Annotated in this window: 26 protein-coding genes; 22 read left to right on the forward strand and 4 right to left on the reverse strand. The window is 70.3% G+C overall.

Annotated features, from left to right (window positions below; genetic code table 11):
• Positions 1-177: 177 nt before the first annotated feature.
• Positions 178-756: a TetR/AcrR family transcriptional regulator gene (locus JW592_RS00355; RefSeq protein ID WP_209262768.1), complete on the reverse strand. Its 579-nt coding sequence runs from the start codon at positions 754-756 to the stop codon at positions 178-180.
• A gap of 90 nt (positions 757-846) precedes the next feature.
• Between JW592_RS00355 and JW592_RS00360 the strand changes: the two genes are divergently transcribed.
• From JW592_RS00360 to JW592_RS00375, 4 genes are all read left to right on the forward strand, one after another.
• Positions 847-1,293, forward strand: a complete 447-nt coding sequence (locus tag JW592_RS00360; protein ID WP_209262769.1) for an anthrone oxygenase family protein — start codon at positions 847-849, stop codon at positions 1,291-1,293.
• 259 nt (positions 1,294-1,552) lie between these two features.
• Positions 1,553-2,134 carry an SRPBCC family protein gene (locus JW592_RS00365; protein ID WP_307805240.1) on the forward strand — a complete coding sequence of 194 codons (582 nt, stop codon included), beginning with the start codon at positions 1,553-1,555 and terminating at the stop codon, positions 2,132-2,134.
• 344 nt (positions 2,135-2,478) lie between these two features.
• The gene (locus JW592_RS00370) at positions 2,479-4,077 is read left to right on the forward strand and encodes a radical SAM protein (RefSeq protein ID WP_209262770.1); all 1,599 of its coding nucleotides are present in this window, start codon (positions 2,479-2,481) and stop codon (positions 4,075-4,077) included.
• Positions 4,074-4,892, forward strand: a complete 819-nt coding sequence (locus JW592_RS00375; RefSeq protein WP_209262771.1) for a class I SAM-dependent methyltransferase — start codon at positions 4,074-4,076, stop codon at positions 4,890-4,892. The genes JW592_RS00370 and JW592_RS00375 overlap by 4 nt, the downstream gene beginning before the upstream one ends.
• A 157-nt stretch (positions 4,893-5,049) precedes the next feature.
• On the opposite strand, the gene arsB is transcribed toward JW592_RS00375, so the two are convergent.
• Both arsB and JW592_RS00385 read right to left on the reverse strand, forming a co-directional pair.
• On the reverse strand, positions 5,050-6,159 hold the full coding sequence (gene arsB / locus JW592_RS00380; RefSeq protein WP_209262772.1) for an ACR3 family arsenite efflux transporter: 1,110 nt from the start codon (positions 6,157-6,159) through the stop codon (positions 5,050-5,052).
• Positions 6,156-6,464, reverse strand: a complete 309-nt coding sequence (locus JW592_RS00385) for an ArsR/SmtB family transcription factor (RefSeq protein WP_209262773.1) — start codon at positions 6,462-6,464, stop codon at positions 6,156-6,158. The genes arsB and JW592_RS00385 overlap by 4 nt, the downstream gene beginning before the upstream one ends.
• A 92-nt stretch (positions 6,465-6,556) precedes the next feature.
• Here JW592_RS00385 and JW592_RS00390 point away from each other — a divergent pair, with 92 nt between their 5' ends.
• The 17 genes from JW592_RS00390 to JW592_RS00470 all read left to right on the forward strand — a co-directional run bounded on the left by JW592_RS00390 (position 6,557) and on the right by JW592_RS00470 (position 24,557).
• The gene (locus tag JW592_RS00390) at positions 6,557-6,979 is read left to right on the forward strand and encodes an arsenate reductase ArsC (protein ID WP_209262774.1); all 423 of its coding nucleotides are present in this window, start codon (positions 6,557-6,559) and stop codon (positions 6,977-6,979) included.
• A gap of 411 nt (positions 6,980-7,390) precedes the next feature.
• Entirely contained in the window at positions 7,391-8,191 is an 801-nt protein-coding gene (locus JW592_RS00395; protein ID WP_209262775.1) for an SAM-dependent methyltransferase, read from the forward strand.
• Between the two features lie 238 nt (positions 8,192-8,429).
• Positions 8,430-9,947 carry a rifampin monooxygenase gene (gene rox, locus JW592_RS00400; protein WP_209262776.1) on the forward strand — a complete coding sequence of 506 codons (1,518 nt, stop codon included), beginning with the start codon at positions 8,430-8,432 and terminating at the stop codon, positions 9,945-9,947.
• Positions 9,948-9,980: 33 nt separating this feature from the next.
• Positions 9,981-10,919, forward strand: coding sequence for a MerR family transcriptional regulator (locus JW592_RS00405; RefSeq protein ID WP_209262777.1), 939 nt, complete (start codon positions 9,981-9,983; stop codon positions 10,917-10,919).
• 325 nt (positions 10,920-11,244) lie between these two features.
• Positions 11,245-11,412: a GNAT family N-acetyltransferase gene (locus JW592_RS32390; protein WP_229374998.1), complete on the forward strand. Its 168-nt coding sequence runs from the start codon at positions 11,245-11,247 to the stop codon at positions 11,410-11,412.
• Positions 11,413-11,735: 323 nt separating this feature from the next.
• On the forward strand, positions 11,736-12,992 hold the full coding sequence (locus tag JW592_RS00415) for an ATP-grasp domain-containing protein (protein WP_209262778.1): 1,257 nt from the start codon (positions 11,736-11,738) through the stop codon (positions 12,990-12,992).
• Positions 12,989-13,846 carry a Rossmann-like domain-containing protein gene (locus JW592_RS00420; RefSeq protein ID WP_209262779.1) on the forward strand — a complete coding sequence of 286 codons (858 nt, stop codon included), beginning with the start codon at positions 12,989-12,991 and terminating at the stop codon, positions 13,844-13,846. Before JW592_RS00415 ends, JW592_RS00420 begins: the two co-directional genes overlap by 4 nt.
• Positions 13,843-14,934, forward strand: coding sequence for a PLP-dependent cysteine synthase family protein (locus JW592_RS00425; protein WP_209262780.1), 1,092 nt, complete (start codon positions 13,843-13,845; stop codon positions 14,932-14,934). The genes JW592_RS00420 and JW592_RS00425 overlap by 4 nt, the downstream gene beginning before the upstream one ends.
• Positions 14,931-16,013 (forward strand): enolase C-terminal domain-like protein, encoded by a 1,083-nt coding sequence (locus JW592_RS00430; protein ID WP_209262781.1) that lies wholly within the window; start codon positions 14,931-14,933, stop codon positions 16,011-16,013. The genes JW592_RS00425 and JW592_RS00430 overlap by 4 nt, the downstream gene beginning before the upstream one ends.
• A complete protein-coding gene (locus JW592_RS00435; RefSeq protein WP_209262782.1) occupies positions 15,997-17,301 on the forward strand; it encodes an MFS transporter in 1,305 nt (434 codons plus the stop codon). Before JW592_RS00430 ends, JW592_RS00435 begins: the two co-directional genes overlap by 17 nt.
• A complete protein-coding gene (locus JW592_RS00440) occupies positions 17,298-18,116 on the forward strand; it encodes a class I SAM-dependent DNA methyltransferase (protein ID WP_209263114.1) in 819 nt (272 codons plus the stop codon). The genes JW592_RS00435 and JW592_RS00440 overlap by 4 nt, the downstream gene beginning before the upstream one ends.
• Positions 18,117-18,193: 77 nt before the next feature.
• Positions 18,194-19,813: an ABC transporter substrate-binding protein gene (locus JW592_RS00445; protein WP_209262783.1), complete on the forward strand. Its 1,620-nt coding sequence runs from the start codon at positions 18,194-18,196 to the stop codon at positions 19,811-19,813.
• Entirely contained in the window at positions 19,810-20,763 is a 954-nt protein-coding gene (locus JW592_RS00450) for an ABC transporter permease (RefSeq protein ID WP_209262784.1), read from the forward strand. Before JW592_RS00445 ends, JW592_RS00450 begins: the two co-directional genes overlap by 4 nt.
• An 11-nt stretch (positions 20,764-20,774) precedes the next feature.
• Entirely contained in the window at positions 20,775-21,632 is an 858-nt protein-coding gene (locus JW592_RS00455; protein ID WP_209262785.1) for an ABC transporter permease, read from the forward strand.
• Positions 21,629-23,227 carry an ABC transporter ATP-binding protein gene (locus JW592_RS00460; RefSeq protein ID WP_209262786.1) on the forward strand — a complete coding sequence of 533 codons (1,599 nt, stop codon included), beginning with the start codon at positions 21,629-21,631 and terminating at the stop codon, positions 23,225-23,227. The genes JW592_RS00455 and JW592_RS00460 overlap by 4 nt, the downstream gene beginning before the upstream one ends.
• Before the next feature lie 244 nt (positions 23,228-23,471).
• The gene (locus tag JW592_RS00465; protein ID WP_209262787.1) at positions 23,472-23,981 is read left to right on the forward strand and encodes a DinB family protein; all 510 of its coding nucleotides are present in this window, start codon (positions 23,472-23,474) and stop codon (positions 23,979-23,981) included.
• A 69-nt stretch (positions 23,982-24,050) separates the two neighbouring features.
• Positions 24,051-24,557 carry a GNAT family N-acetyltransferase gene (locus tag JW592_RS00470; protein ID WP_209262788.1) on the forward strand — a complete coding sequence of 169 codons (507 nt, stop codon included), beginning with the start codon at positions 24,051-24,053 and terminating at the stop codon, positions 24,555-24,557.
• Positions 24,558-24,593: 36 nt separating this feature from the next.
• On the opposite strand, the gene JW592_RS00475 is transcribed toward JW592_RS00470, so the two are convergent.
• Positions 24,594-25,748: a Rieske 2Fe-2S domain-containing protein gene (locus JW592_RS00475; protein WP_209262789.1), complete on the reverse strand. Its 1,155-nt coding sequence runs from the start codon at positions 25,746-25,748 to the stop codon at positions 24,594-24,596.
• Here JW592_RS00475 and JW592_RS33490 point away from each other — a divergent pair.
• A complete protein-coding gene (locus tag JW592_RS33490) occupies positions 25,632-26,258 on the forward strand; it encodes an acyl-CoA dehydrogenase family protein (protein WP_372446435.1) in 627 nt (208 codons plus the stop codon). The two genes, JW592_RS00475 and JW592_RS33490, sit on opposite strands and share 117 nt — an antisense overlap.
• Positions 26,259-26,415: the final 157 nt, after the last annotated feature.

Consider the following 26,415-nt stretch of genomic DNA (forward strand, 5'->3'; position numbering starts at 1 on the left):
CAACGAGCGGGGCGCCTGCCTGCACACCGCACGCCGTCGTGGCAGTCGCCTTGCATCGCGCGCCCGCGGAGAAGCAACTCGGCCACGGTGCGCTTCGCATGGGCCCGAGCGGCCAGAAGCGACGCCGCGGGCGGGCAGCGCCCCGAGGGCCCGGCCGAAGCCCGCCGGGACGGTGCGTCAGAACTCAGCGAGCCGGTCCACCAGCAGCTCCGTCCTCAGTTCGGCTTCCTCAGGCGGTAGCCGCCCCGCCCGGGTCAGGGTCGCGAGGCCGTGCAGGGACGCCCAGAAGACCTCGGTGAACAGCCCCGGGTGGACACCGTCCCCGGCGACCTCTTCGAGACTCTCCAGCAGGGCGGCGAAGGCGTCCTTCAGCGGCCCCGGGGTGTCCTCCTGTGCGAACGCCAGGCCACCGTCGAGCCGGAACAAGGCGTCGTAGACCGCCGGGTTGCGTGCGGCGAAGTGGAGGTAGGCACGGGCGAGTGCGGTGACCCGGGCGCGTGGACCGTCCGCAGCTGAGGCCGCGGCCCGCAGCGCCGCGGCCATCTCGGCGGCACCTTCGAGGGCGACCGCGCCGATGATCTCGCGCTTGCCGCGGAAGTGGCTGTAGAGGACGGGTTGGCTGTATTCGATGCGCTCGGCGAGCCGGCGGGTGGTGACCGCGTCCCAGCCCTGCTGCTCGGCGAGTTCGCGGGCCGTCGCCACGATGAGGCGCTCGCGGCCGGCTCGTTCGCGCTCCTTGCGTTCCTGTACCGACATGCTCCAAGCCTAGCACTGCTAGACATTCGAGCGGCAGCAGCGCTAGCGTTGCCACAACGGCTATCAATGCTAGATCTCAGGAGGATCACCATGCTCAACGCACTCCAGGTCGTCACCACCGTGATCGTCGGCGTGATGGTGGGGGTGGAGTTCTCCGTCGCCTTCGTCATCAACCGGATCCTCGACGCCCTCCCGGGCGACAGCGGCCAACTGGGCCGCGCGCACGGGGGCCGGATGCTCGGCGCCGTGATGCCGGTCTGGTACATCACCTCGCTCGTCCTCGTCGCGGCCTGGGCCGCCGCAGGATGGCACGACCCCGGCACCGGCCTCGCCGTCACGGCCGGCGCACTGCTGATCGTCAGCGTGATCATGTCGATCCTGCTGCTCGTCCCGATCAACAACCGGGGCAAGAAGTGGACCCCCGACAACCGGCCAGCCGACTGGAAGGAGCAGATGAACCGCTGGGACCGCTTCCACTACGTCCGCGTCGCCGTCATCATCGCCGCCTTCGCCCTACTGGCCGCCGCCCTCTCCTGAGCCCACGCGCCGACACGGTTCGGCAGCCCTGATGGTTGTCGGCGACACAGGCGGGGAATGCGGGCGCGGTCACCGGCGGGCCCGCGGTCGGCGCTCTAGCGTCGCGGTATGGACGACAAGGATCCCGTCGGAGGTGGCCGGTCATGATGTGCGCCGTGTGGAACGGCACCGTGCTCGCGGAGGCGGAACGGACCGTTGAGGTGGAGGGCGGCACGATCACCGCCGTCGCATCCGGGGAAGTCGCCCCGCTGGAGAGCCGGTGAGTGCCGGGCGCGCTCTGCGGGTCGCGGCCTGGGCCTCGGGCGCAACCGGCTCGCTGACCGCCGCGTACCTGGGGCTGGTGACGGGTGCCGTCCCGGTCGATGTGGGCGTGGGACGCCGGACGCGGCTCTTGGGCCCGCAGACTGTCGATATCGCGGCTTCTCGCCGGACGGTGTTCGATGTGGTGGCGCAGCCGTATCTGGGCCGCACGCCGCGGGTGATGCTCGAGAAGCTGAGGGTGCTGGAGCGCGGCAGCGACCTGGTGCTGGCCGAGCACTACACGCCGATCGCGGGTGGACGGCTGAGCGCGGTGACGGTGGAAACGGTGCGCTTCACCCAGCCCGAGCGCGTCGACTTCCGGCTTGTGCGCGGCCCGGTGCCGCACGTGACCGAGTCGTTCGTACTGGACGAGACCGAGGCGGGGACACGGCTGGTGTACGAGGGAGAGCTGGGCACCGACCTGTGGCGAGCCGGGCAGTGGTGGGGTGCAGCGGTGGCCGCGCGCTGGGAGGCCGCGGTCGCCGCCTCGCTCGACTCGGTCAAGGCCGAAGCGGAACGCCGCGCGGCACCGCGCCGGTGATCACCCAGCCGCTTCGCTTCGGTCGGTGCGCTTACAGCTCCGGCCGCCCCGGGGCCGTACCGTGGCGCCGGCCCTCGTGTACGCCGCAGTGCTCGTGCGCGCGGCTCAAAGGCCCCCGGGGTAGCGGGACAGGTGAGGGCGTGCTGCGCGAGCCGCTGCCCGTGGCCGGATGGGCCCTCAGCTCCCCGGTGGTGCTCTGGGGCTCAGCGGCTGATCACCCTCTGCGTGTCGGCGCGTCGGCGCGTCGTGGCCATGGCCGGTAGCACGCATGCCTACGGTGCCGCCTCCGGCATCGCCGAGGTCCGGTGGCCGGCGGCGACTGCCCCTGCGAGAGGAGTTCCGTCATGACTCAAGCGCCGACGCCCCCGCACAAGGTGGATCGGAGCGAGGTGTTCGTGGAGTTCACCAAGTCCATCTGCCCGCTGTGCAAGACACCCGTCGACGCGCAGGTCAACCTCCGCGACAACAAGGTGTACCTGCGTAAACGCTGCCGCGACCACGGCGAGTTCGAGGCGCTGGTGTACGGGGACGCCGAGGAGTATCTGGCCTCCTCGCGGTTCAACAAGCCCGGCACCATCCCCTTGGTCTTCCAGACCGAGGTGAAGGAGGGCTGCCCGAGTGACTGCGGGCTGTGCCCGGAGCACAAGCAGCACGCCTGCCTGGGGATCGTCGAGGTCAACACCGGCTGCAACCTGGACTGCCCGATCTGCTTCGCCGACTCCGGCCGCCAGCCCGGGCGCACCGCCCGGACGGAGGCCGTGGGAGGCTACTCCATCACCCACGAGCAGTGCGCGCGGATGCTGGACGCCTTCGTGGCCTCCGAAGGGGAGGCGGAGGTGGTGATGTTCTCCGGCGGTGAGCCCACCATTCACAGGCACATCCTGGACTTCATCGACCTCGCCCAGGCCCGCCCGATCAAAGCGGTCAGCCTCAACACCAACGGCATCCGTCTGGCCACCGACCGGAACTTCGTCGCCGAACTCGGCAAACGCGACCAGGTGCCGGGCAGGTCAGTGAACGTCTACCTCCAGTTCGACGGCTTCGACGAACGCACCCACCTTCAGATCCGCGGCCGGGACCTGCGCACGTTCAAACAGCGCGCACTGGACAACTGCGCGGAGTCCGGACTGACCGTCACCCTGGTCGCCGCCGTCGAACGCGGCCTGAACGAGCACGAACTCGGCGCGATCATCGAGTACGGCATCGACCACCCCGCCGTCCGCTCGGTGGCGTTCCAGCCCGTCACCCACTCCGGCCGGCACGTGGAGTTCGACCCGCTGAACCGGCTCACCAACCCCGACGTGATCCGGCTGATCAACGAGCAGCGGCCGGACTGGTTCCGGAAGGGCGACTTCTTCCCCGTACCGTGCTGCTTCCCGACCTGTCGCTCGGTCACCTATCTGCTGGTGGACGGCGAGCCGGGCAACCGTACCGTCGTCCCGATCCCGAGGCTGCTGAACGTGGAGGACCACCTCGACTACGTCACCAACCGGGTCCTGCCCGACGACGGAATCCGGGAGGCCCTGGAGAGGCTGTGGTCGGCCTCCGCGTTCATGGGCACGGTCACGACCGAGGAGAAGCTGCGCGCCACGGCACAGGCGCTGGACTGCGCCGACAGCTGCGGAATCGACCTGCCCGAGGCGGTGAGGCAACTGAACGACAAGGCGTTCATGGTCGTCGTGCAGGACTTCCAGGACCCCTACACCCTCAACGTCAAGCAGCTGATGAAGTGCTGCGTCGAGGAGATCACCCCCGACGGGCGTCTCATCCCCTTCTGCGCGTACAACTCCGTCGGCTACCGCGAACAGACGCGCGCCGCGATGTCCGGCGTCCCCGTCGCGCAGGTCGTGCCCAACGCTCTGCCCCTGGCGGACCGGATCACCGACACACCGTACGGCTCCAAGACCGCCCGTACCGGCCCCGCCGAGGAGGCAGCACGATGACCGACCAGGACAGGCCGCCGTCCGGCCCGTCCGGCGACGAGGTGAAAGCCTGCTGCGCCGCCGCGTACTCGTCCGACGTCGTCACCCTGTTGCTCGGTGATTCGTACCACCCTGGCGGCACCACGCTGACCCGGCGCCTCGCCGACGGCCTGGACCTGGGCGAGGGCCGCCGCGTGCTCGATGTGGCCTCCGGCCGCGGCACCACCGCCCTGCTCCTCGCCGACGCCTACCGTGCCCAGGTGGACGGTGTGGACTACTCGCCGGCCAACACCGCCCTCGCCCAGGGCGCAGCGCAGGCCGCGGGGCTCCACGAGCGGGCCGTCTTCACCACCGGTGACGCAGAGGAACTGCGCTATCCGGACGGGATGTTCGACGCGGTGGTGTGCGAGTGCGCCCTGTGCACCTTCCCCGGCAAGGCCCGTGCCGCCGACGAGTTCGCCCGCGTTCTGAAGCCCGGAGGCCGCCTCGGTATCACCGACGTGACCGCCGATCGCGGCCGGCTCCCGCCCGGACTGTCCGGTCTCGCCGCTCGGATCGCCTGCATCGCCGATGCCCGCCCGCTCACCGAGTACGCCGGCATCCTGGCCGCAGCCGGGCTGCGTACCGTCCGCACCGAGCGGCACGACCAGGCCATGACCCGCATGATCGACCAGATCGAGGCCCGGCTGAACCTGCTGCGCATCACCGCGCAGGCCAAGCTCACCGAGGCCGGGATCGACCTGAACGCCTCCCCCGCCGTCCTCGCGGCAGCTCGTACGGCCGTGGCCGAGGGCAGCCTGGGCTATGCCCTGCTGATCGCCGAGAAACCCCGCTGACGGCCACAGCCCGCCTGCCCGCCGCCCCGTAAGCGTCCGCACATCCCGTGCCCCGCTGCCGGGACGGGTCGGCAGCGGGTCGACAGCCGACGTCCGTCGGCGGCCTCCGGGGCCCCTGCGAGCGCGGCGGCGATGCCGTCGCAGTCCATGCAGGGCGTCAGGTCTCCTGCGGCGCTGCCGCCAGCCGCTGTGCGGGGCTGAATTTGCGCCGCCAGGCCAGCGAGACGTACACGAGGGCGACCAGGACCGGCACCTCGATGAGCGGGCCGACGACCCCGGACAGCGCCTGGCCTGAGGTGACGCCGAAGGTGGCGATGGCGACGGCGATGGCCAGCTCGAAGTTGTTGCCCGCCGCGGTGAAGGCGAGGGTGGCGGTGCGGTCGTACGCGAGGCCGAGGCCCTTGCCGAGGGCGAAGGTGCCGAACCACATCACCGCGAAGTACACCAGCAGCGGCAGCGCGATCCGGGCCACGTCCAGCGGCTGCGAGGTGATCGTCTTCCCCTGCAGGGCGAAGAGGACGACGATCGTGAAGAGCAGGCCGTAGAGCGCCCACGGGCCGATCTTCGGCAGGAAACCCGTCTCGTACTTCGCACGGCCCAGCTTCCGCTCACCGACACGGCGGGTGAGGAAGCCCGCCAGCAGCGGGATGCCGAGGAAGATGACGACGTTCAGGGCGATCTTCCACATCGAGATGTCGAGGTGTTCGCCGTTGCTCAGGTTCAGCCAGCCGGGCAGCAGGGCCAGGTAGAACCAGCCGAGCAGGCCGAAGGCCAGGACTTGGAAGATCGAGTTCAGCGCTACGAGCACGGCGGCGGCCTCGCGGTCGCCACAGGCGAGATCGTTCCAGATGATGACCATGGCGATGCAGCGGGCCAGGCCGACGACGATCAGGCCGGTGCGGTACTCCGGCAGGTCCGGCAGGAAGATCCAGGCCAGCGCGAACATGACCGCCGGGCCGAGGACCCAGTTGACGACCAGCGACGAGACCATGAGCTTCTTGTCGCTGGTGACGGCGTCGAGTTTGTCGTAGCGGACCTTGGCCAGCACCGGGTACATCATGATCAGCAGACCGAGGGCGATCGGCAGCGAGATCCCGCCGATCTCGACCTTCGCGAGGGCGTCGTCGAGGCCGGGGACGGCCCTCCCGAGGCCGAGGCCGATGGCCATGGCTGCGAGGATCCAGACGGCGAGAAAGCGGTCGAGCGTCGACAGCTTCGCGACGACCGAGGGCACCTCGGCGGTCGCGGATGCTTCGGTGCGGGTCATGTGCAGGCCCTCTTGTTCTCGGCGGCGGTACGGGCGGATTCGGCCAGGTCGGCGAACTGACCTGCGAGAGAGGCGATGACGTCCGGGCGGAGCTTGTAGTACGTGTAACGGCCGCACGGCTCCGTCTCGACGACGCCGGCCTCGCGCAGCACTCTCAGGTGGTTGGAGAGGTTGGTCTGCCGGGCGCCGGTCTCCTCCACCAGGTGGGTGGTGCACAGCGTCTCTGTGGCCAGCAGGGTCACGATCCGTAGCCTGAGCGGGTCGGCCAGCACCCGGATCAGGTCAGTGTCGACTGACGTCATCATGGACTGATACTCTCATATCAGTGGTGGCTGACACCATCGGGTGCTGAAGTCATTCGCGCCTGACGCCGTCGTGAGACAAGAGGGACCTCCTGATGTCCGACAAGCCCTCCGTGCTGTTCGTCTGTGTCCACAACGCCGGCCGTTCCCAGATGGCCGCGGCGTGGCTGACCCACCTGGCCCGGGACCGCGTCGAGGTCCGTTCCGCCGGCTCCAACCCGGGCGAGCACGTCAATCCGGCCGCCGTCGAGGCCATGCGCGAGGTCGGTATCGACATCTCCGCGGAGGTCCCCAAGGTCCTCACCGTCGACGCGGTCAAGGAGTCGGACGTCTGCATCACCATGGGCTGCGGCGACACCTGCCCGGTCTTCCCCGGCAAACGGTACCTCGACTGGCAGCTGGACGACCCGGCCGGCCAGGGCGTCGAGGCCGTGCGCCCGATCCGGGACGAGATCAGGGCGCTGGTCGAGGGCCTGATCGAGGAGATCGCCCCGGAAAAGCCGGAGACCGCGGCGTGAGCCGGATCCGCGACATCCACGTCCCCCGAGTCGCCGAACTCCCGGTCACGCACGGCTGACACCACGTGGACGATCGCGGCCCGGCGCCGGAGGCTCGGCTCGAAGACCGGACCGCATCGCCGTTGCACAGTGCGGGGCGGTGCCACCCGGTCTGCCATGGAAAGGCGCTCCCGCTCTGCCAGGCCGCGGCACGGCGTTGTCACGGCCGTCACGTGAACTCCCGTACGGCAGTTCCGCAGTCGATGTGTGAACTGCCCGGAGAGCAGGGGGAGTCGAAGTGACGGGAGAGAGCTGATGCGGCAGTATGCCGTCTGTCCGGCCGCCGTCCTGCTGTCCTTCGCGATACTGGATGATCTCCTCGCGGACAGCCGCACACGTGCCGGGACCATATCGACCGGGAGAAGAACCGCTATGACCAATGCACCACGGCCTCGCCGCAGGATAGACACCACGGTCCCGCACTCGGCCCGGATCTGGAACTACTGGACCGGAGGCAAGGACTACTACGAGGTCGACCGCCTCGCCGGTGACCGCTACATCGAGAACTATCCGCCGATGCGCCTCTTTCCCCCGGAGAGCCGGGACTGGCTGCGGCGCGCCGTGACCTTCCTGACCCGGAACGAGGGTGCCAGGCAGTTCCTGGATCTCGGTGCCGGCCTTCCCACTAGCAACAACACTCACGAGATCGCACAGCGGATCGCCCCGGAGAGCCGGGTGGTCTACGTCGACCACGACCCGCTCGTGATCACTCACGTCGAAGCGCTCCTCACCAGCACGGAGGAAGGCGCCACGGCCTACATCGAAGAGGACATGGAGAAGACCGACCTCGTCCTTCAAGGGGCCGGCAAGACGTTGGATCTGTCCAAGCCGGTCGCCGTCGTCATCAGTGACGTGCTGGGGCACATCGTGGACTGGGACGAGGCGCGCGGGCTGGTGCGGCGCCTGATGGACAGCCTCCCGTCGGGCAGTTGGCTGGCCATGAGCCACTCGACCGCAGCCGACGAGAAGCACCGCCAGGTACAGGAGGAGTACAACCGCAGCGGTGCGATCCCTTACATCTTCCGTGAGCCTTCCCAGACCGTGCAGCTCTTCGACGGCCTCGAACTGATCGACCCTCCTGGCTACACCTCTTGGCCTCGCTGGATGCCCGACGCGGACACGGGGACCGCCACCGACCGGGCGGGCTGGGGCGGCGTCGCGCGCAAACCCTGACCAGCACTCCTCGCTCCTCGCCGGGGTACCGGAAAGGCACGTCAGCGGCACGTGAAAAGAAATGGACGAGGTGGTGCTCGGACTTGTAGCTTGCGGTGGACCGTGACACCGCCCGAGGAGGTGAGACCCATGAACGCCGTATGGACGTGGGTGCTCCCTCCTTCCGTCACGGCCGGCGATTGACGTAGGTGTCGCCGGGAGCGCCTCCACAAGAAGGCACTCCCGAAAGGCAACACCTATGGACTCTCCGCAGTTCACCGCCGAGACGTCGCCGATCTCCGGCGCCGGTCGCGCGCCCCTCATGTTCGACGTGATCATTGCCGGGTGCGGCCCCACCGGTGCGATGCTGGCCGCCGAACTGCGGCTGCACGATGTGCGGGTACTCGTTCTGGAGAAGGAAACCGAGCCCGCGTCGTTCGTCCGCATCGTCGGCCTGCACATCCGCAGTCTCGAGCTGATGGCAATGCGCGGACTGCTGGAGCGGATTCGCGAGCACGGAAGACAGCGTCCGGCCGCCGGACTCTTCGCCGCCATCGACAAACCCGCTCCCACGGGCCTGGATTCCGCCCACGCCTATCTGCTGGGCATCCCGCAGCCGGTCATCGTCCGCCTGCTCGAAGAGCATGCGAGCCAACTCGGTGCGCAGGTCCGGCGCGGTTGTGCGGTGGCCGATCTCGAGCAGGACGACGAGGGGGTGACCGTCGAGCTGGCCGACGGCGAACAGGTGCGTTCGCACTATCTCGTCGGCTGTGACGGCGGGCGCAGTACGGTGCGCAAACTGCTCGGCGTCGGCTTCCCCGGTGAGCCCTCGCGGACCGAGACGCTGATGGGCGAGATGGAAGTGGGTGTGCCGCCGGAGGAGATCGCCGCCAAGGTGACCGAAATCGGCAGGACCAACAAGCGATTCTGGCTCAGGCCCTTCGGCGGAGGGGCCTACAGCATCGTCGTTCCAGCGGCGGGAGTCAGCGGTCGCGATGCGGAGCCACCCGGCATCGAGGATTTCAAGCAACAGCTGTGCGCCGTCGCCGGAACCGATTTCGGCGTGCACTCCCCGCGCTGGTTGTCCCGCTTCGGAGATGCCACCCGGCTGGCCGAACGGTACCGGGTCGACCGGGTTCTGCTGGCCGGCGATGCGGCCCACATCCATCCACCCACCGGCGGACAGGGTCTCAACCTGGGCGTTCAGGACGCGTTCAACCTCGGCTGGAAACTGGCCGCACAGATCCGCGGCTGGGCGCCGACAACGCTGTTGGACACCTACCAGGCCGAGCGCCACCCGGTCGCCGAGAGTGTGCTGGACAACACCCGCGCCCAGATGGAACTGCACTCCCCCGAACCGGGCCCGCAGGCCGTGCGCAGGCTTCTCACCGAGCTGATGGACTTCGACGAGGTGAATCGCCATCTCATCGAGAGGATCACCGCGATCGGTATCCGCTACGACTTCGGTGCGGGCCCTGAGCTGCTCGGCCGCCGCCTGGCCGACATCGACGTGAAAGGCGGCCGCCTCTACGGGCTGCTGCACCGCGGCCGCGGCCTGTTGCTGGACCGCACCGAACGTCTGACCGTCGGCGGCTGGTCGGACCGGGTCGATCACGTTGCCGACCCCACCGCGGCACTGGATGTTCCGTGCGTCCTGCTACGCCCGGACGGCCACGTCGCCTGGATCGGCGACGACCAGCAGGATCTGGACGACCACCTCTCCCGCTGGTTCGGCAGGCGTGCGGCGGCACCGTCTCGCGGCGGAGCGCAGACTTGAGCCTCCTGCAGGGGGAGACAGGAAGGTGAGCCCATGGACGGCGGCACCCTCTACTCGATCGGCGAACTGGCCCAGCGCACCGGATTGTCGGTCAAGACGATCCGGTTCTACTCGGATCGGGGCATCGTCGAGCCTGCCGGTCGTACCCACGCCGGTTACCGGCTGTACGCCCCGGACGCCGTAGCTCGCCTTGCTCTCGTGCGGACGCTGCGAGAGCTGGGGCTCGGCCTGGCCATGATCCGGCAGGTCGTGCACCGGGAACTCACGCTCAGCGAAGTCGCCGCGGAACACGCTGCCGCGCTTGACGCGCAGATCAGCATCCTGCGTCTGCGACGGGCGGTACTGACAGCCGCCGCCAACCGCGAGCCCACCTTGGAGGAGATGGAACTCATGCATCAGCTGGCCACACTGACCGCAGCTGAACGCCGACGCCTGATCGACGACTTTCTCGACAGCGTCTTCGAAGGGCTCCACCGCGGCTCCTACTACGCCGCAGCTCGGCGTTCCATGACGCCCGAACTCCCCGACAGCCCCACAGACGAACAGGCCGGCGCATGGGTGGAGCTGGCCGAACTGTCCCTGGACCCGGATTTCCGCGCCGGCGTGCGGCGGCAGGCCGAAGATCATCTGGCCGCCCTGCCCGCTGAAGCGCCCACGCCACCGCGCCCGGACGTGGCCGCCATTGCCCGTGATCTCGTCGGGCCGGCCGTTGCGCGCGGCATCAGCCCCGACTCACCCCAGGCCGACCCTGTCGTCGAGGCGCTCACCGCTCGCTGCGCGCTCGCCCACGGCCACCCCGATGAGGCCGAGTTGCACCGATGGCTGGTGCACCGCCTGGAAGCCGCGAGCGATCCGCGCAGGGATCGATACGTCCGGCTGCTCGCGCTGATCAACGACTGGCCGACACCGGAACCCCTCGCCCCGGTGCTCAACTGGTCCATCACAGCTCTGCGGAAACGTGCAGCCTGGTGACAGCCACCACCTCACAGCCCCGCCCCACAGCTTGACGCCGCACCTTCTGCCCCTGACCTCACACTGCGCCCCTGGGCCAGGCGGACACTGCCGACCTTGTCGAGCTGTACCAGGATGACGCCCTGCGCCGGTGGACGAGCTCAGCTGTGCACGACGGGGCGAGCGCGGCTCAGTGGATTCACGAACAGCAACGGGGATGAGAGACGGGCGACCGCTCCGGATTCGCCATCGCCGAATCACGAACCGCAGACGGCGACGGCAGGGTGCTGGGGCACGTGGTCCTCAAGAGCGTCACACCGGGCACCTCTTCCGCCGAGGTCGGCTACTGGACCCAGCTCACGCCCGCGGCCGGGGAGTGACACCCCGAGCGCTGCGGGCACTGACGGAGTGGGCCTTTGCTGCCTTTCCCGGGGACGAACTGACGCGTCTTGAACTCCTGCACCAAGTGGACAACGCAGCATCGTGCCGCGTCGCGAACGCACCGTGCGAGTAGTCGTTCACGAGCATGACCAGGCGCCAACCGGGAACAGGCCGGCGCAGCTGCCGGGCCCCTTCGACGGTCGTGCGCGGAGGCCGCGATCGGGAGGGGCCGCGGTGTGGGCGGGGTGGCCGGGAATGAAGGTCGCGGCGGCGACTGCCAAGTTCTCCGTCGGAGTTCGGGGCTCAGGGTCTCCGGCTCACAACTGACATGACAATGAAAATGATTATCGTTATGGTAGTCGACGGCTCAGCCCGGCGCCCCTCTCCACGGAGGCGTCCTTCGGGCTGCCCCGACGTCGGAACCGCACACCACGAAACGGGACGAAAAGGAAAGCTGTGGCTCATCTGCTGGTGATCGAGAGCTGGGTCGGATCGATGAGCAGGCTGCTGCCACGGGCGATCCGGGAGTGCGGACACGAGTTCACGTTCCTCACCCGCGACCTGCACCACTACCTGCGCTCGGCACCCGAGGGCACCGCACACCCGCTGCTCGGGGCACACAACGTGGTCACCGCCGAGACCAACGACATCGAGGCCCTGCTGCCGCAGGTCGAGCGACTCCACTCGGTGCTCGGCTTCGACGGGGTGCTCACCTCCTGCGACTACTACCTGTCGACGGTGGCGAGGATCGCCGGACACCTCGGCCTGCCCGGTTCGGGCCCGGTCTCGGTCGAGAACGCCTGCCGCAAGGACGCCACGCGCCGGGTCCTCGCCGAGGCCGGGGTCCCGGGACCGGGCTTCGCCGTACACGAGGAGTGGACCGATATCGCCTCGGGGGCTCGGGAACTCGGCTACCCGCTGGTCGTCAAGCCTGTCGACCTGTGCGCGGGCATGTACGTGCGGCGGGTGGACGATGAAGCCCAACTGATGGCCGCCGTCCGGCACATGGCCGACTTCCCGGTCAACGCCCGTGGGCAGCAGCGAACGCCCGCCGTACTGCTGGAGGAACTGCTGGACGGCCCTGAGGTGAGCGTCGAGACAGTGTCGCAAGCGGGCACCGTCCACGTGGTGGGGGTGACCGACAAGAGCGTCAGCGGGGCACCCGCCTTCATCGAGACCGGGCACATGTTCCCCGCCGCCCTGACCGCCGACGAGGCCGAGGCCGCCGAACAGACCGCGTCGGCGGCGCTCAAGGCGCTCGGCCTGGTGGACGGAGTGGTGGCGCACACCGAGATCAAGCTGACGGCCGGCGGGCCGCGCGTCGTCGAGGTCAACCCACGGCCCGCCGGGAACCGCATCACCGAACTGGTCCGGCACGTCACCGGCATCGATCTGGCTGCCGCCTTCGTCGAAGTGTCCCTCGGTCACGAGCCCGACCTGCGGCACAAGGACACCGGGCTGCGCAGCGCAGCCATCGGTTTCCTCGTACCGGAGACCGCGGGGACTCTCGAGGCGCTGGACGGCGGCGAACTGCAAGCCGCGCAGGACGTACTGGAGCTCCACCTCACCGAGCCCGGCAAGCAGGTGAAGGCGGCGGGCAGCAACAACGAATACCTGGGGCACGTCATGGCGGGCGACCCCGAGGGGCTGGGCGCGCGGGGCCGCGTCGAGACCCTGCTCGGCGAGCTGCGGTCCGGACTGGTGATCCGATGACGGCCGCCGCCGGCACAGCACGCGCGACGACGTACGACCAGCTCGTGGAGCAGGTCCTCGCACGCGAGCTCGGCCCGGACCCCGCCACGCAGCGCATCGCCGTGGCCTTCACGACGCGGCAGGCGGTACGGCACGACGGGCGCGGCACCGGCTACCGCAACGAGGTCCTCAGCCTGCGCCTGGCCGGAGCCGTCGGCTCGTGCGCCGTCGAGCCCGGAACCCTGCCCGACGGCGCGCTCGACGAGTGCGTGGGGGCCGACGTGGGCCGGCTGCTTGACCATCCGCTGCTGCCGGTACGAGTGGCCGCCCTGGACGCCTACCTGATGCACGTCACCCCGCACACCCCGGACAGCGGGGCTCGGACCGTCCAGCTGCCGCCCGGGACATCGCTGGAGAAGTCCAGAGCGCGGGCGAAGGCTGTGGTCGAGCTGCTCGATCTGCAGCCGGGAGCCCAGGTGCTCGTGGTGGGCGTCGTCAACTCCCTGCTGGAAGGGCTGCGTTCACGCGGGCTCCGCTATGTGCCCTGCGATCTCAAGGGCGGGACGACCGAGTGGGGCGAGACGGTGGCCGCCGACGCCCTCGCCGAGGCCGAACGCTGTGACGCGCTGCTGGTGTCCGGCATGACGCTGGGCAACGGCACCTTCGAGTCGCTGCGGCAGCACGCGCTGCGGCACCGCAAGCAGCTGGTGATGTTCGCCCAGACCGGCAGCGCCGTCCTGCCGCGCTTCCTCGGCCAAGGGGTGAGTGCTGTGTGCGCCGAGCCGTACCCCTTCTTCTGGCTCGACGGCGGCCCCGGCGTCCTCCACCGCTACCGCGCCGACGGTCCCGGCACCCGTCCGGGAGGTGACCGGTGACCGCCACCACCGTCGTCCGGCCCGCCGCACGCCCCGAGTTGCTCGCCCTGCTCGGACACACGCCACTGGTCAGGATCACCGCCGGCCTGCCGGGGCCGCACCCCGGCTTCTGGGCCAAGCTCGAAGGGCTCGCTGCAGGCGGCATGAAGGCGCGAGCCGCTGTTTCCATGCTGCTGGGCGCCCGCAGGCGCGGCGAACTGCGCCCCGGCGCCCCGGTGGTGGAATCCACCTCCGGCACCCTCGGCATCGGCCTCGCCTTTGCGGGCCAAGCCCTCGGGCACCCCGTCGTGCTGGTCGGGGACAGCGAACTGGAACTGTCCATGCGGCAGTTGCTCCGTGCCCACGGGGTACGCCTGGAGATCGTGGACCGGCCCGCGGACCGGGGCGGCTGGCAGGCAGCGCGGCTCGCCCGGCTCCAGGAGCTGCTCGCCGTACTGCCCGGCTCGTACTGGCCCGACCAGTACAACAACCCTGACAACAGCGCCGGTTACGCCTCCCTGGCTGACGAACTCATCGCCCAGCTGGACCATCTGGACATCCTGGTGTGCAGCGTCGGCACCGGCGGCCACAGCGCGGGGATCATCGGCCCACTGCGGCGGCACTGGCCCGCGCTGCGGCTGATCGGCGTCGACTCGACCGGTTCCACCATCTTCGGCCAGCCTGCCCGGCCCCGGCTGATGCGCGGCCTGGGCAGCAGCATCCACCCGCGGAATGTCGCCTACGACGCGTTCGACGAGGTGCACTGGGTCGGTCCGGCCGAGGCCGTCTACAGCTGCCGCCAGCTCGCCCGGCACAGCTTCGTCAGCGGCGGCTGGAGCACCGGCGCCGCCGCCCGCGTCGCCGCCTGGGCCGCCCGCGTCCACCCCGGCGCTGTCGTCGCCACCGTCTTCCCCGACGGCCCACACCGCTACCTCGGCAATGTCTACGACGACGACTTCGCCGCGGTTCACGGACTCCGCCCCGAGGCGGCAGCGACCCGCCCCGTGGAAATCTCGCACCCCTGCGCGGCCGAGGCCACCGGCTGGGTGCGCTGCACGCGCGTCACCGATCCGCTCAAGGCCCTCCCCCACCAGGAAGGGAACCCGTGAAGGCCAGCCTGCACACCACCCGCCTCGAACTCACCCAGCCGCTGCGCATCTCACGCTCCACCATGACCGCCCGCGACGCCGTGTGGCTGGGCATCGAGCACGACGGCGTCACCGGTCACGGCGAGGCCGTCACCAGCGTCTACTACGGCCTCGACACCGGCGCCCTGGAGCGGCTCCTGACCGCCGTCGGAACCGACCTCGCGCGCTGCCCCGACCCCGAGAGCGCCCTTGAGGCCCTGCGAGCGGGAGAGCTCGCCGGTGCGGACACTCCCCCGGCCGTGACCGCCGCGGTCGAGGCGGCGCTGCTCGACCTCGTCGGCAAGCGCGCGAGCAGCCCCGTCCATCGGCTTCTCGGCGCCGGGGAACCTCCGGTCGCGGCCACAGCGCGCACCATCGGCATCACCTCTCCCGCACTGGCGGCCTCGCATGCCCGCCGGCTCGCGGCGAGCGGCTTCGAGGTCATCAAGGTCAAGGCAGGAACTCCCGATCCCGAGGACGATGTGGAGCGCGTACGCGCCATCCGCGCCGCGGCGCCCCGGGCACGACTACTGCTCGATCCCAACGGCGCCTGGACCGGACCGCAGGCCGAAGCTCTGCTGCACCGGTTCGCCGAACTCGGCGTCGAGGCCGTCGAACAGCCCCTCGCACCCGGCACCCCGGAGGCGCTGGGCGCTCTCGCCGAGACCTCGCCGCTGCCCGTCATCGCCGACGAGGACGCCGTCGACCTCGATGACGTACGCCGCCTGGCCGGCCGCGTCCAAGGGGTCAACGTCAAGCTCGCCAAGTGCGGCGGGGTGCATGCGGCGCTGCGGATCGCCGAGGCACTCGACGACAGCTGTACGGAGCTGATGCTGGGCTGTCTGACCGCCAGCAGCCTTGGCCTGGCACCCGCCGTCCACCTCGCCGACCGCGCCCGCTGGGCCGATCTGGACGGCCACCTGCTGCTCAGCCACGACCCGTGGACAGGTATCGGCGGCACCGACGGCTTCGTACGGGCGAGCGCCCTGCCCGGTCTCGGTGTCCGGCCGCGTCCGTCGCGGTCAACGGAAGAGGAGGGGAGCCGTGAAGACGTGGCGTGAGATGCGCGGGTTCCCGCTCGCCGTTCAGCTTCTGCTGGTGAACCAGCTCGGTGTCAACATCGGCTTCTACCTCCTCATCCCCTACCTCGCCACCCACCTCGACGAGAACCTGGGCATGTCGGCCGCCGTCGTCGGTGTCGTACTCGGCGTGCGCAACCTCAGCCAGCAGGGCCTGTTCATCATCGGGGGCTCCGCCGCCGACCGGCTCGGGGCCCGGGGTGTCATCATCGCCGGATGCGCACTGCGCACCGCCGGCTTCGGGCTGTTCGCGCTGGGTGACAACCTCGCCGTGCTGCTCGCCGCCTCCGTGCTCAGCGGCTTCGCCGGGGCGCTGTTCAACCCCGCCGTACGCGCCTACATCTCCCAGGAAGCGGCCGAGCGCCAGGTCGAGGCGTTCGCCCTCTTCAATGTGTTCGCCACGACCGGGGCGCTGATCGGCCCGCTGCTGGGCAGCGTGCTGCTGCTGGTGGACTTCCGAACGTCCGCGCTCACCGCCGCCGGGCTCTTCGCGGTCCTCACCCTCGCACAGTCCGTGGTGCTCCCTGCCCGGAAGGTCGAACCGAGCAAGGGCACGGTGCTCGCCGACTGGCGCGAGGTCGTCGCCAACCGCGCGTTCCTGGCCTTCGCACTGGCCATGGTCGGCATGTTCACCCTGGAGAACCAGCTGTACCTGCTGCTGCCGCACGGAGCGCGCGATGCCACCGGCTGGGACGGCGCGGCCGGTCTTGTCTTCCTCACCGGCACTCTGGCCAACCTCGCGCTGCAACTGCGCATCACGCGCGCCCTCAAGAACCGGGGGAACCGGGGGCTTTGGATCTCCGCGGGGCTGGGTCTGATGACGCTGGCGTTCCTGCCGCCTTCCGTGGTGGCGAGCAGCTCCGGGGGCCCGGCGGGCTCGGCGGCCGACGCGGCACTGCGCGCCCTCCCGATCCTGGCCGGCGCCTTGCTGCTCTACCTCGGCGTGATGGTCGCCCAACCGTTCGTGATGGAGCTGATCCCCGGCTTCGGCCGACCCGAGCTGACCGGCACCTACTTCGGGCTCTTCTACATGGTCTCCGGTGTTGCCGCCGCCGTCGGCAACACCGTCGTCGGCTGGGCCATGGACACCGGAGAGCGGGGAGCACTCGGCTGGCTGCCGTGGGCTTGCTGCGCGCTGTTCGGGCTCGCCTCCGCGCTGGGCGTGGTCTGGCTGCACCGGCTGGGGTCGCTGCCGACGCCGTCGAAGCCCGCCGTGCCGGCGGCGGCCTGCGGAGGGAGGACGAAATGCCCCGCACGACGGGCGACATGACCCCCACGACGGTCGGGAGCGCAGCCGCGAGCGTGCGCAACCTGCTCACCGACAACCCCGAGCTGTACGAGACGCGTTTCCCCGACCCGGAACGGCTTGCCGGCCGCTGGGCGGAGGACTGCCTGCGTCGGCATGGCGCAGGCCCGCGTGTCCTGGACATGGGCTGCGGTACCGGCCGCGACGCCGCGTACCTGCACGGCACAGGGCGGGAGGTGACCGGCGCCGACCTCTCCGAGGCGATGCTCGCGCACGCCCGCACGCACCACCCGGGGCCCGCGTACGTCCGCGCCGACCTGCACAGCTTCGCTCTGGGCCGGGGCATCTTCGACGCCGTGGTGTGTCTGGACAGCGCCCTGCTGTACTGCCACACCAACGACCAGCTCGGCGGCTTTCTGGACTCCTGCCGTCAGGCCCTCGCCCCTGGTGGCGTGCTGATCGCCGAGATGCGGAACGGCGCCTACTTCCTGGGTCGTACCGATCTGCTCGACGCCCCCACCCGCAACGCGTTCACCTGGCAGGGCGCCGTCTACCGGTCCACCACCACCCTCACCGTGGACCATACGGCCCAACTTCTGCGCCGTACGCGCGTGTGGACCGTGGACGACGGGTCACCGTCGGTTGAGCAGCACTCCGCATGGCGGCTGCTCTTTCCTCAGGAGCTGCGCCACCTCATGGCCGCGCACGGCTTCGAAGTCCTCGAGCTCCACGACGGGCCCGGCCCGCGCACCGAACCGCCCTGGCGGGAGGGCCTGTCCCCAGGGTCTACGGCCGACGCCGACCGGCTGCATGTCGTGGCCTGCCGCACCGCGCCCTGACGCCGGACACCCAACCCCGTCCCCGTCCCCGTCCCCGCGCCGCAAGGCGTGTCCCAACCCACCGTGAGGAAACCCGCATGCACGACGAATCCCCCCGGCCTCTCCCCTCCTCCGCTCCCTTCGCAGAGAGCTTTCCGGGCCTGCGCCGCCGCGGCTTCCTCGCCGCCACAGCCGTCACAGGCGCCGCCTCGCTCGGCGCCCTCGCCCTCACCGGGTGCGGTGGCGGCGCCCGCGACGGGGGCAGCGGAGGCGACGGGAAACCGAAGAGAGGCGGGCGGCTGCGCGCCGCGTTCGCGGGCGGCGGCGCCGGCGAGACCCTCGACCCGCACCTTTCCAACCTCTTCGCCGACGTCGCCCGCGCCAAAGCGCTCTTCGACAAGCTCGCCGACTACGGCGCCGACCTGTCCGCGCAGCCCCGCCTCGCCGAGAAGTGGGAGGCCAACAAGGCACTGGACCGCTGGCAGGTCACCCTGCGCAAGGCCACCTTCCACGACGGCAGGCCGGTCACCGCGCAGGACGTGCTCTACAGCTACCGGCGGATCGCCGACCCGAAGAAGGCGTTCCGCGCCAAGGCATCCCTCGAACCGATCGACCTCGACGCCAGCCGCCCCACCGGGCGGCGCAGCGTCGAGTTCGTGCTGAAGCGGCCCACGGCCGAATTCCCCAACGTCCTAGCCGCGTTCGGCGCCTACATCGTGCCCGAGAACGCCACCGACTTCGACAAGAAGCCGATCGGCTCCGGCCCCTTCCGCTTCGTCTCCTTCGCCCCCGGCCGCTCGGCCGTGTTCCGCCGCTACGAGGAGTACTGGGACGGCGCCCCCCACCTCGACGAGCTCGAGTTCATCGTCGCCAACGAGGAGTCGGCCCGCGTCAACGCACTCCTCGGCGGGCAGGTGGAGTACGCACACGAGCTCAACCCCACCACGGCCCGCGCCCATGAGGGCAGGGGGCAGATCGGGATCGTGCGCCTGCGCAACAGCGCCATGCAGGCTTTCTGCATGAAGACCGACCGGGCACCCTTCGACGACAAGAGGGTGCGTGAGGCGTTCTTCCTCATCGCCGACCGCGAGGAGCTCGTACGCGGGGCCCTGTCCGGCGCCGGCGAGATCGGCAACGACCTGTTCGGCAAGGGCTACGAGTACTACGCCGACAGCCTCCCCCAACGCGAACAGGATCTCGACCGCGCCCGCGTGCTGCTCAAGAAGGCCGGCGCCGAGAATCTGAAGGTCACCCTCGACACCTCGGCGGTCGCCGCCGGGTTCACCGAGGCCGCCAGCATCTTCCGCGACCAGGCGAAGAAGGCGGGCGTCACCCTCGACGTCAAGATGGGCAGCAAGGACTCGTACTGGAACGACATCCTCGACGGCGGCACCCTGTGCTGTTACCGCTCCGGCGCCATGCCCATCGAGTCCCACGTCTCCCAGCGCCTGCTCACCGACTCCACCACCAACGCCACCAAGTGGAAGCACAAGGATTTCGACGCGCTCTACCAGCAGGTGCAGTCCACCCGCGACAAGAAGGAGCGGGCCGCCGTGTACGAGCGCATGCAGCGCCGCCTGTACACCGAGGGCGGCTTCCTGGTCTGGGGCTTCGCCGACTGGATTCTCGGCACGGCACGCACAGTGAAGGGCGTCGAGCGCAAGGCACCCGCCAACACGCTCGACTGGGCACGCTTCGACAAGGTGTGGCTCGCGTGACCGCACTGCGCTCCTTCGTCGCCCGGCGGCTACTCCTCGGCGTCGTGCAGACCGTGGCCGTCGTGCTGCTGGTCTTCACGCTCACCGAGGCGCTGCCGGGCGACGCCGCGGTCGCCCTGGCCGGTGACGACCCCGACCCGGCCCGGATCGCCGCGATCCGCGAGGCGATGCACCTGGACCGGCCGGCGTGGGAACGGCTGGGTGACTGGGCGATGGGGCTCCTGCACGGCGACCTCGGCACCTCCCTGGCCTCAGGCCGCCCGGTCAGCCAGTACATCGCCGACGGCTTCGGCCCCACCCTGCTGCTGGCCGCGCTCACCGTGGCGGTGCTCGTCCCGGTCGGCTTCGGCCTCGGGGTGCTGGCCGCCCGCCACGAAGGGCGCCTCGTCGACCGGCTGATCAGCTCTGTGACGCTCGCCGTCTACGCGGTGCCCGAGTTCGCCCTCGGAGTGCTGCTGGTGACCGTCTTCGCGCTCCAGCTGGGCTGGCTGCCGCCGACCGCGGTCGGCTTCGGCACCGACCTGCTCGGTCACCCCGCCGCGCTGATGCTGCCCGTACTCGTCCTGCTCTCCCGCCCGGTGTGCTCGCTCGCCCGTCTGATGCGCGCCGGCATGATCGACGCGCTCGCCTCACCGTACGTGTCACAGGCCCGCCGCTACGGCGTCACCGGCGCCCGCATCCGCTACGCCCACGCGCTGCCCAATGCCCTCGCCCCCGCCACTCAGCAGCTCGCCCGCACCATCGACTGGCTGCTGTCCGGCGTCATCGTCGTGGAGGCCCTGTACGTGATCCCCGGACTCGGCACCGTGCTGCTCAACGCCGTCGCCGAACGCGACGTGCCGGTGGTGCAGGGCCTCGCCGTGGTGTTCGGCGTCCTGACCGTCGCACTCAACCTCGGTGCCGACCTTGTCGCCCACCGCCTCGCGCCACGGGCCGGGGTGGCAGCGTGAAAAAGCCGCGCATGGGCCGCTTCGCATTCGGTCTCGCCGTCATCGCCGTACCCCTCGCGCTCGCCCTCCTCGGCCCGGCTCTCGCGGGTGACCCGGGCCCGCGGACCGCGTCCTTCACCGTGGGCGAGGGCCACTGGCTCGGAACCGACTTCGTCGGCCGCGACGTATGGCTGCAGGTGCTCCACGGCGGCCGCCCCGTGGTGCTGACCGCTCTCGCCGCGACCACGCTCGCCTATCTCGTCGCGCTCCCGGTAGGACTGGTCAGCGCGCTCACCCACCGCCGATGGCTGGAAGAGTTGCTGATGCGGCCCCTGGACGTCCTGCTCGCCGTCCCCTCCCTGCTGCTGATCCTGCTGGCCGCAACGGTCTTCTCCCCCGGCGTCGCCGGACTCGCGCTGCTGGTAGCGCTGGTCAACGTGCCCGACGCGGCACGCCTCGTACGCGCAGCCGCCGCCGAGGCCGCCGCCCGTCCCGCGGTCGAGGCGCTGCGCATGCAGGGCGAGACGTGGTGGCGCATGGCCGTCGGCTATGTCGGCCGCTCCATACTGCGCCCCCTGGCCGCCGATGCCGGCACCCGCCTGACCGGCGTGCTGTATCTGGTCGCCACAGCCGCGTTCCTCGGTGTCGGGGTCGCCCCGGACGCCGCCGATTGGGCGGTCATGGTCGACCGCAACCGCACCGGCCTGTTCGTCCAGCCGTGGGCGGTTGTCGTCCCGGCGCTGCTGATCGTGGCCTTGACGATGGGCACCAATCTCCTCTTCGACGCCGCGCTGGCGGGGGACCGCCGCAGCGGCCGGCCCCGGGGCACGGAGCGTCCGGAGACGACCGAGACCCTCCGCAACCGGGCAGGGAGTGAAGCGCGCCCATGAACCACGAGAACGCCACCGCATCCTCACGTGCCGGCGGCACCGCCGACGAGCCCGTGGCCGAGGTCCGCGACCTGCGGGTCGAGGTCGACGGCAGTACGATCGTCGATGGAGTGAGCCTGAAGGCCGTACCCGGCAGGGTCACGGCACTGGTCGGCGCCTCCGGCAGCGGCAAGACCACCACCGGCCTGGCCCTGCTCGGTGAGTACCCGTCCGGCGCCCGCGTCACCGGCGACGTTCGCCTGGCAGCCGACGGCCTGGTGGGCTACATCCCCCAGCACCCGGCGGCCGTCTTGAACCCCGCCCGTCGCATCTCCGCGCTCCTGACCGACATCGCGCGGGCCCAGGTGGGCCACCTGCCCCGCGGCAGACGCCGCTCCGCGATCCGCGGCCGCGTCCTGCAGGCGCTGGCCGATGCTCAACTCCCCGCAGCAGAAGTCCTGTTGCGGCGCTACCCGCACCAGCTCTCCGGCGGCCAGCAGCAGCGCGTCGTCCTCGCCCAGGCTCTGCTGCTCGGTGCCCCCGTCATCGTCGCCGACGAACCCACCACCGGCCAGGACCGGCTCACCAAGAGCCGCGTCGTCGACCAACTGGCAGCCGTCGCGGCACGCGGCATCGCCGTCATCCTGCTCAGCCACGACCTCGACGTCGTACGGGCCCTCGCCGACGACGTGGTCGTGATGCGGCAGGGCCGGGTCGTGGAGTCCGGCCCGGCAGCGCGCCTGTGGGCCGCGCCCCAGCACGCATGGACGCAGGAACTGCTCGTCGAGCGACCCGGGTTCACCGAGCCGGAGACCGCGGTCGGCACCCCCGGCCGTCCCGTTCTCCGGATACGCGGCCTCGCCGCCCACCACCGCGACGGGGCACGCGGCACGACCACGGTGCTGCGTACCCCCGAACTCGACGTGGCCCCGGGCGAATGCCTTGCCGTCGTCGGGCGCTCCGGCAGCGGCAAGACCACCCTCGCCCGCTGCATCGCCGGGCTCCACCGCGATCACGACGGAGAGGTTCTCCTCGACGACGTCGCCCTGCCACGCAGCCTGCGCAACCGCAGCCGCACACAACTGGCCGCCGTGCAGTACGTCTTCCAGGACGCGCGCGCCGCGTTCGACGAGCACCGACCCGTACTCCACCAGGTCGCCCGTACCGCGATCCGGCTGCGCGGCACCGACGCCGACGCAGCCAGGCAGGAGGCTCTTACCACCCTGGCTCGCCTCGGACTGCCGGCGGACCTGTCCGGCAGAAGCGCCGGGCGGCTTTCCGGCGGCGAACTCCAGCGTGCCGCGCTCGCCCGCGCACTGCTCGCCCATCCTCGCGTGCTCGTCTGTGACGAGATCACCTCCGGCCTCGACACGATCAGCCGCCGCGGCATCCTCGACATCCTCACCACTCTGCTCCACGACCGCGACGACCTGTCGCTGATCCTGATCACCCACGACCTGGACACCGCGGCTCTGGCCCACCGCATCGCCGTCCTCGACGCCGGAGAAGTCGTCGAACAGGGCCCGGCCCAGCGCCTCCTCACGGAACCGACCCACCCGTTCACCGCCTCCCTCGTGGTACCCACGGCACGCCTGAAGGCCGGAACGAGCGGCTGACACTGCAGGCTCGGGCGAGCGCAGCCCCCGGCACTGGCCAGGAGCCGCCCCTGCAACGGGGGTGCTGGGCGAGTCAGCGGAAGGCGGCTGCATTCTCCGTTACCCACTGGTGGTAGGGCCTGGCCGGGGAGACGTTAAGGGTTCAACCATGCTTGAAGTCAACAGGTCCACTGCCGGGGCACGCTTGGCCCTCACGGAACGGATACTGGCCACCAGCACAGGCAAAGACTGAGGAGTGCGACCAGTGACCAGCGACAATCGCATAGGGCCGCCCAGATTTGGCACGGAACGCGACATGCTCCGGGCCTTCCTCGAGTATCACCGTGCGACCCTCGCCATGAAGTGCGAAGGGCTTACCGCCGAGGAGCTCCGGCAGCAGTCCGTGCCGCCATCGACGCTTTCGCTGCTCGGTCTGGTGAGGCACATGGCGGAGGTGGAGCGTGCTTGGTTCCGTCGAGCGTTCGAGGACAATGACGCGCCCATGGTCTGGTCCGACGAGATCGACTTCCAGGCGGCGTACGACGCGAGCGCGTCGACCAGGGAGGAGGCGTTCGCGGCCTGGGAGGCCGAGGTGGAGAACTCGCGGCGCATCGAGCGGGAGACCGAGTCCCTGGACCGGGCCGGGTACCAGCCACGATGGGGCGAGGAGGTGTCACTGCGGATGGTGATGGTGCACGTGCTCCTGGAGTACGGCCGCCACAACGGACACGCGGACTTTCTGCGTGAGGCGGTCGACGGGACTGTTGGCGCCTGATGCCCCGGCCGTAGACCGCCGGCGGAAACTCGGGTGGCCTCGGCGCACCGTCCGGGTAAAGTCCGGGCAGTGCCCGAGCTGAAGCAGCTGGATGCTGGTCATGCCCCGGCGGTCCTGGCCTTCGAGCTGGCGAACCGCGCCTACTTCGCTGCCTCGGTCCCGGACCGCGGCGACGACTTCTTCGACCGGTTCACCGACCGGTTCAGCGCCTTGCTGGCTGAGCAGGAAGCCGGCATCTGCGCTTTCCACGTGCTCGTCGCCGAGGACGGTTCGGTGCTGGGCCGGTTCAATCTGTACGACTTCGAGGACGGTACTGCCGTACTCGGCTACCGGGTCGCGCAGCACGTGGCCGGCTGCGGCGTAACGACCGCGACTGTTCTGAAGCTGTGCCGCCTGGCGGCAGTGCGCTACCGGCTGAGCACACTGCGGGCGGCTACCGCCCACGGGAATGTCGCGTCCCAGAAGGTGCTGATCAAGGCCGGGTTCGTCGCGGCCGGTCCGGCCGATCCAGCCGAACTCGGCGGGAAGCCAGGCACTTGGTACCAGCGCGACCTGGCACCCGCCGCGCGGGTTTGAACGGTTGAAGACGAGCGACAGTGGCGGGGACGCTGCTCATGCCCCCGGGGCGGAGCCGCACCTGGCTGTTCCACCGCTGGGGACCAGTGGGACGCCGTTGGCACGCAGGACCTTGCGGACGTCCAGGATCAGCGGGAAGACCTCGTGGTTGCGGTCCTCGCCCTGTTCCTCCCACGCCCGTTGCTCGGCCTCGACGGCCATCCGGTCCTCGGCGAACACGCGCTCGGTGAAGCGCCTGATGAGCGGCCAGGCCAGGTGAAGAGCGCCGGGGACCCGGGGCTTGGCGATCATGAGGAGGCCGTAGGCGTGACAGGTGCGCTGCTCGGCATCTTCGGGCACGTATGCGGCCCACAGACGGAAGGCCGGGCGTTCGGCATTCTGCGGAACGAGGTCGAGCGTCTGGTACGGGTAGTCCGTGCGGATGGTCAAGACGTCGGCGGAACCTCTGCGTCCGGTGCCCTCGGTGGCCAGCAACTCGGCGCCACGGTTCCGCTTTCCGCCGACGTGCTTGAACAAGTAACTGGCCTCCACCGATCGCGCTTGCGTCCGGGAATCCAGCAGCTGGGGGTGGAGCTTGCCGACCACGCCTCGATGAAGGAACTGGTGGTTCATGTCCAGCAGGTTCTCGTGCATGAACGAGTAGTGGCAGTGCACCGTCCGGGAGAAGGACATCGTCTTGTACGCCGGCGAGCCGAACGCCGGCAGCTCGGGCAACGCGGTGAGCGCCGCCTTCTCCGGGTCCCCCGGAAAGACGAACACCAGCCCGTATGCCTCACGAACGGGGTAGCCGCGCACGCCGCGCGGCGGCCGGCCGTCCCCCTTCGACAGATACGGGATCTGTGAGATGCGACCGTCGCCACGGTAGGCCCAGGCGTGATAGCAGCAACGGAGTGTCTCGCCTTCCACGACGCCCATGCTCAGCGGCACCTGCCGGTGGGCGCAGCGGTCCTCCAGCGCGTGGACGGTGCCGCTCTCCGTGCGGTAGAGCGCGATGCGCTCTCCGGCGAACGCGGTTGCGACCGCCCGGCCGGTACGTACCTTCCGGGACAGCGCGACGGGGTACCAGAAGTCCGGATGGGCGCCGACACGTCTCAGGTCGAGGAGGCCGGATCCCGGACTGAGGCCGGAATCCGGGCTGTGGTGTACCGGCTGCCGACCACTGCCGGCCCGCTCGGAGTCGGTCTCGGTCATACCTCTCCCTTACAGCGGGGGTACCGCTCTGCGGTCACGGGCCACGGCAGGTGCCAACAATCCATTGATGCGACCGAGGGCCCGCTGTCTGCCATCCTCGCGGGCTCCCGCTCCCCTGTCGTCCCGGCACCGCCCAGAGGGGTGAGTCGCGCGGCTGGCCGGGCCGGACGCCCGCGCGGCGAGCGGTATCCGCATATCGCGTATACGCACGTCACACGCGTGCACGGCGCCGCGATCAGCAGGGACCGCGCGTATATGGCGCGGCTGTGTATCCGGGCTGTGCAGCGGCTGGTCCAGCTGGCGGGAACCGCCGCGCACCACGACGCGAGCCCTGTCGTACCTGCGAGCAGGACCCAGGACGTGCCCGAGAGCAGGCCCCGAACGCCGGTCGCCGGTGGCTTCGCCCGTGGGGACCACGACCGAGACCGTGTGCGATTCGCTGCGCAGGGCCTTCCGAGCGGCTGCGCACCTGTGCTCCTTCGCGCCAAACGCACCTGGCGCAGGCGTTGAATTCCACATCTTTCGACGGGGGGCGACCGAGCAGCCGTGATCAGCTGGACTGGCTGGCGGCACCTCAGGCCACGCTCTGCATGGTCCGGCTCGGCGGGGGCGCCGAGGAGGGGAGCAGCGGTGGTGCATGCAGCCTCGGTAGCTACTCTCGTCTCTC

It is taken from the genome of Streptomyces spirodelae, from assembly GCF_017676385.1.
Lineage (GTDB): Bacteria > Actinomycetota > Actinomycetes > Streptomycetales > Streptomycetaceae > Streptomyces > Streptomyces spirodelae.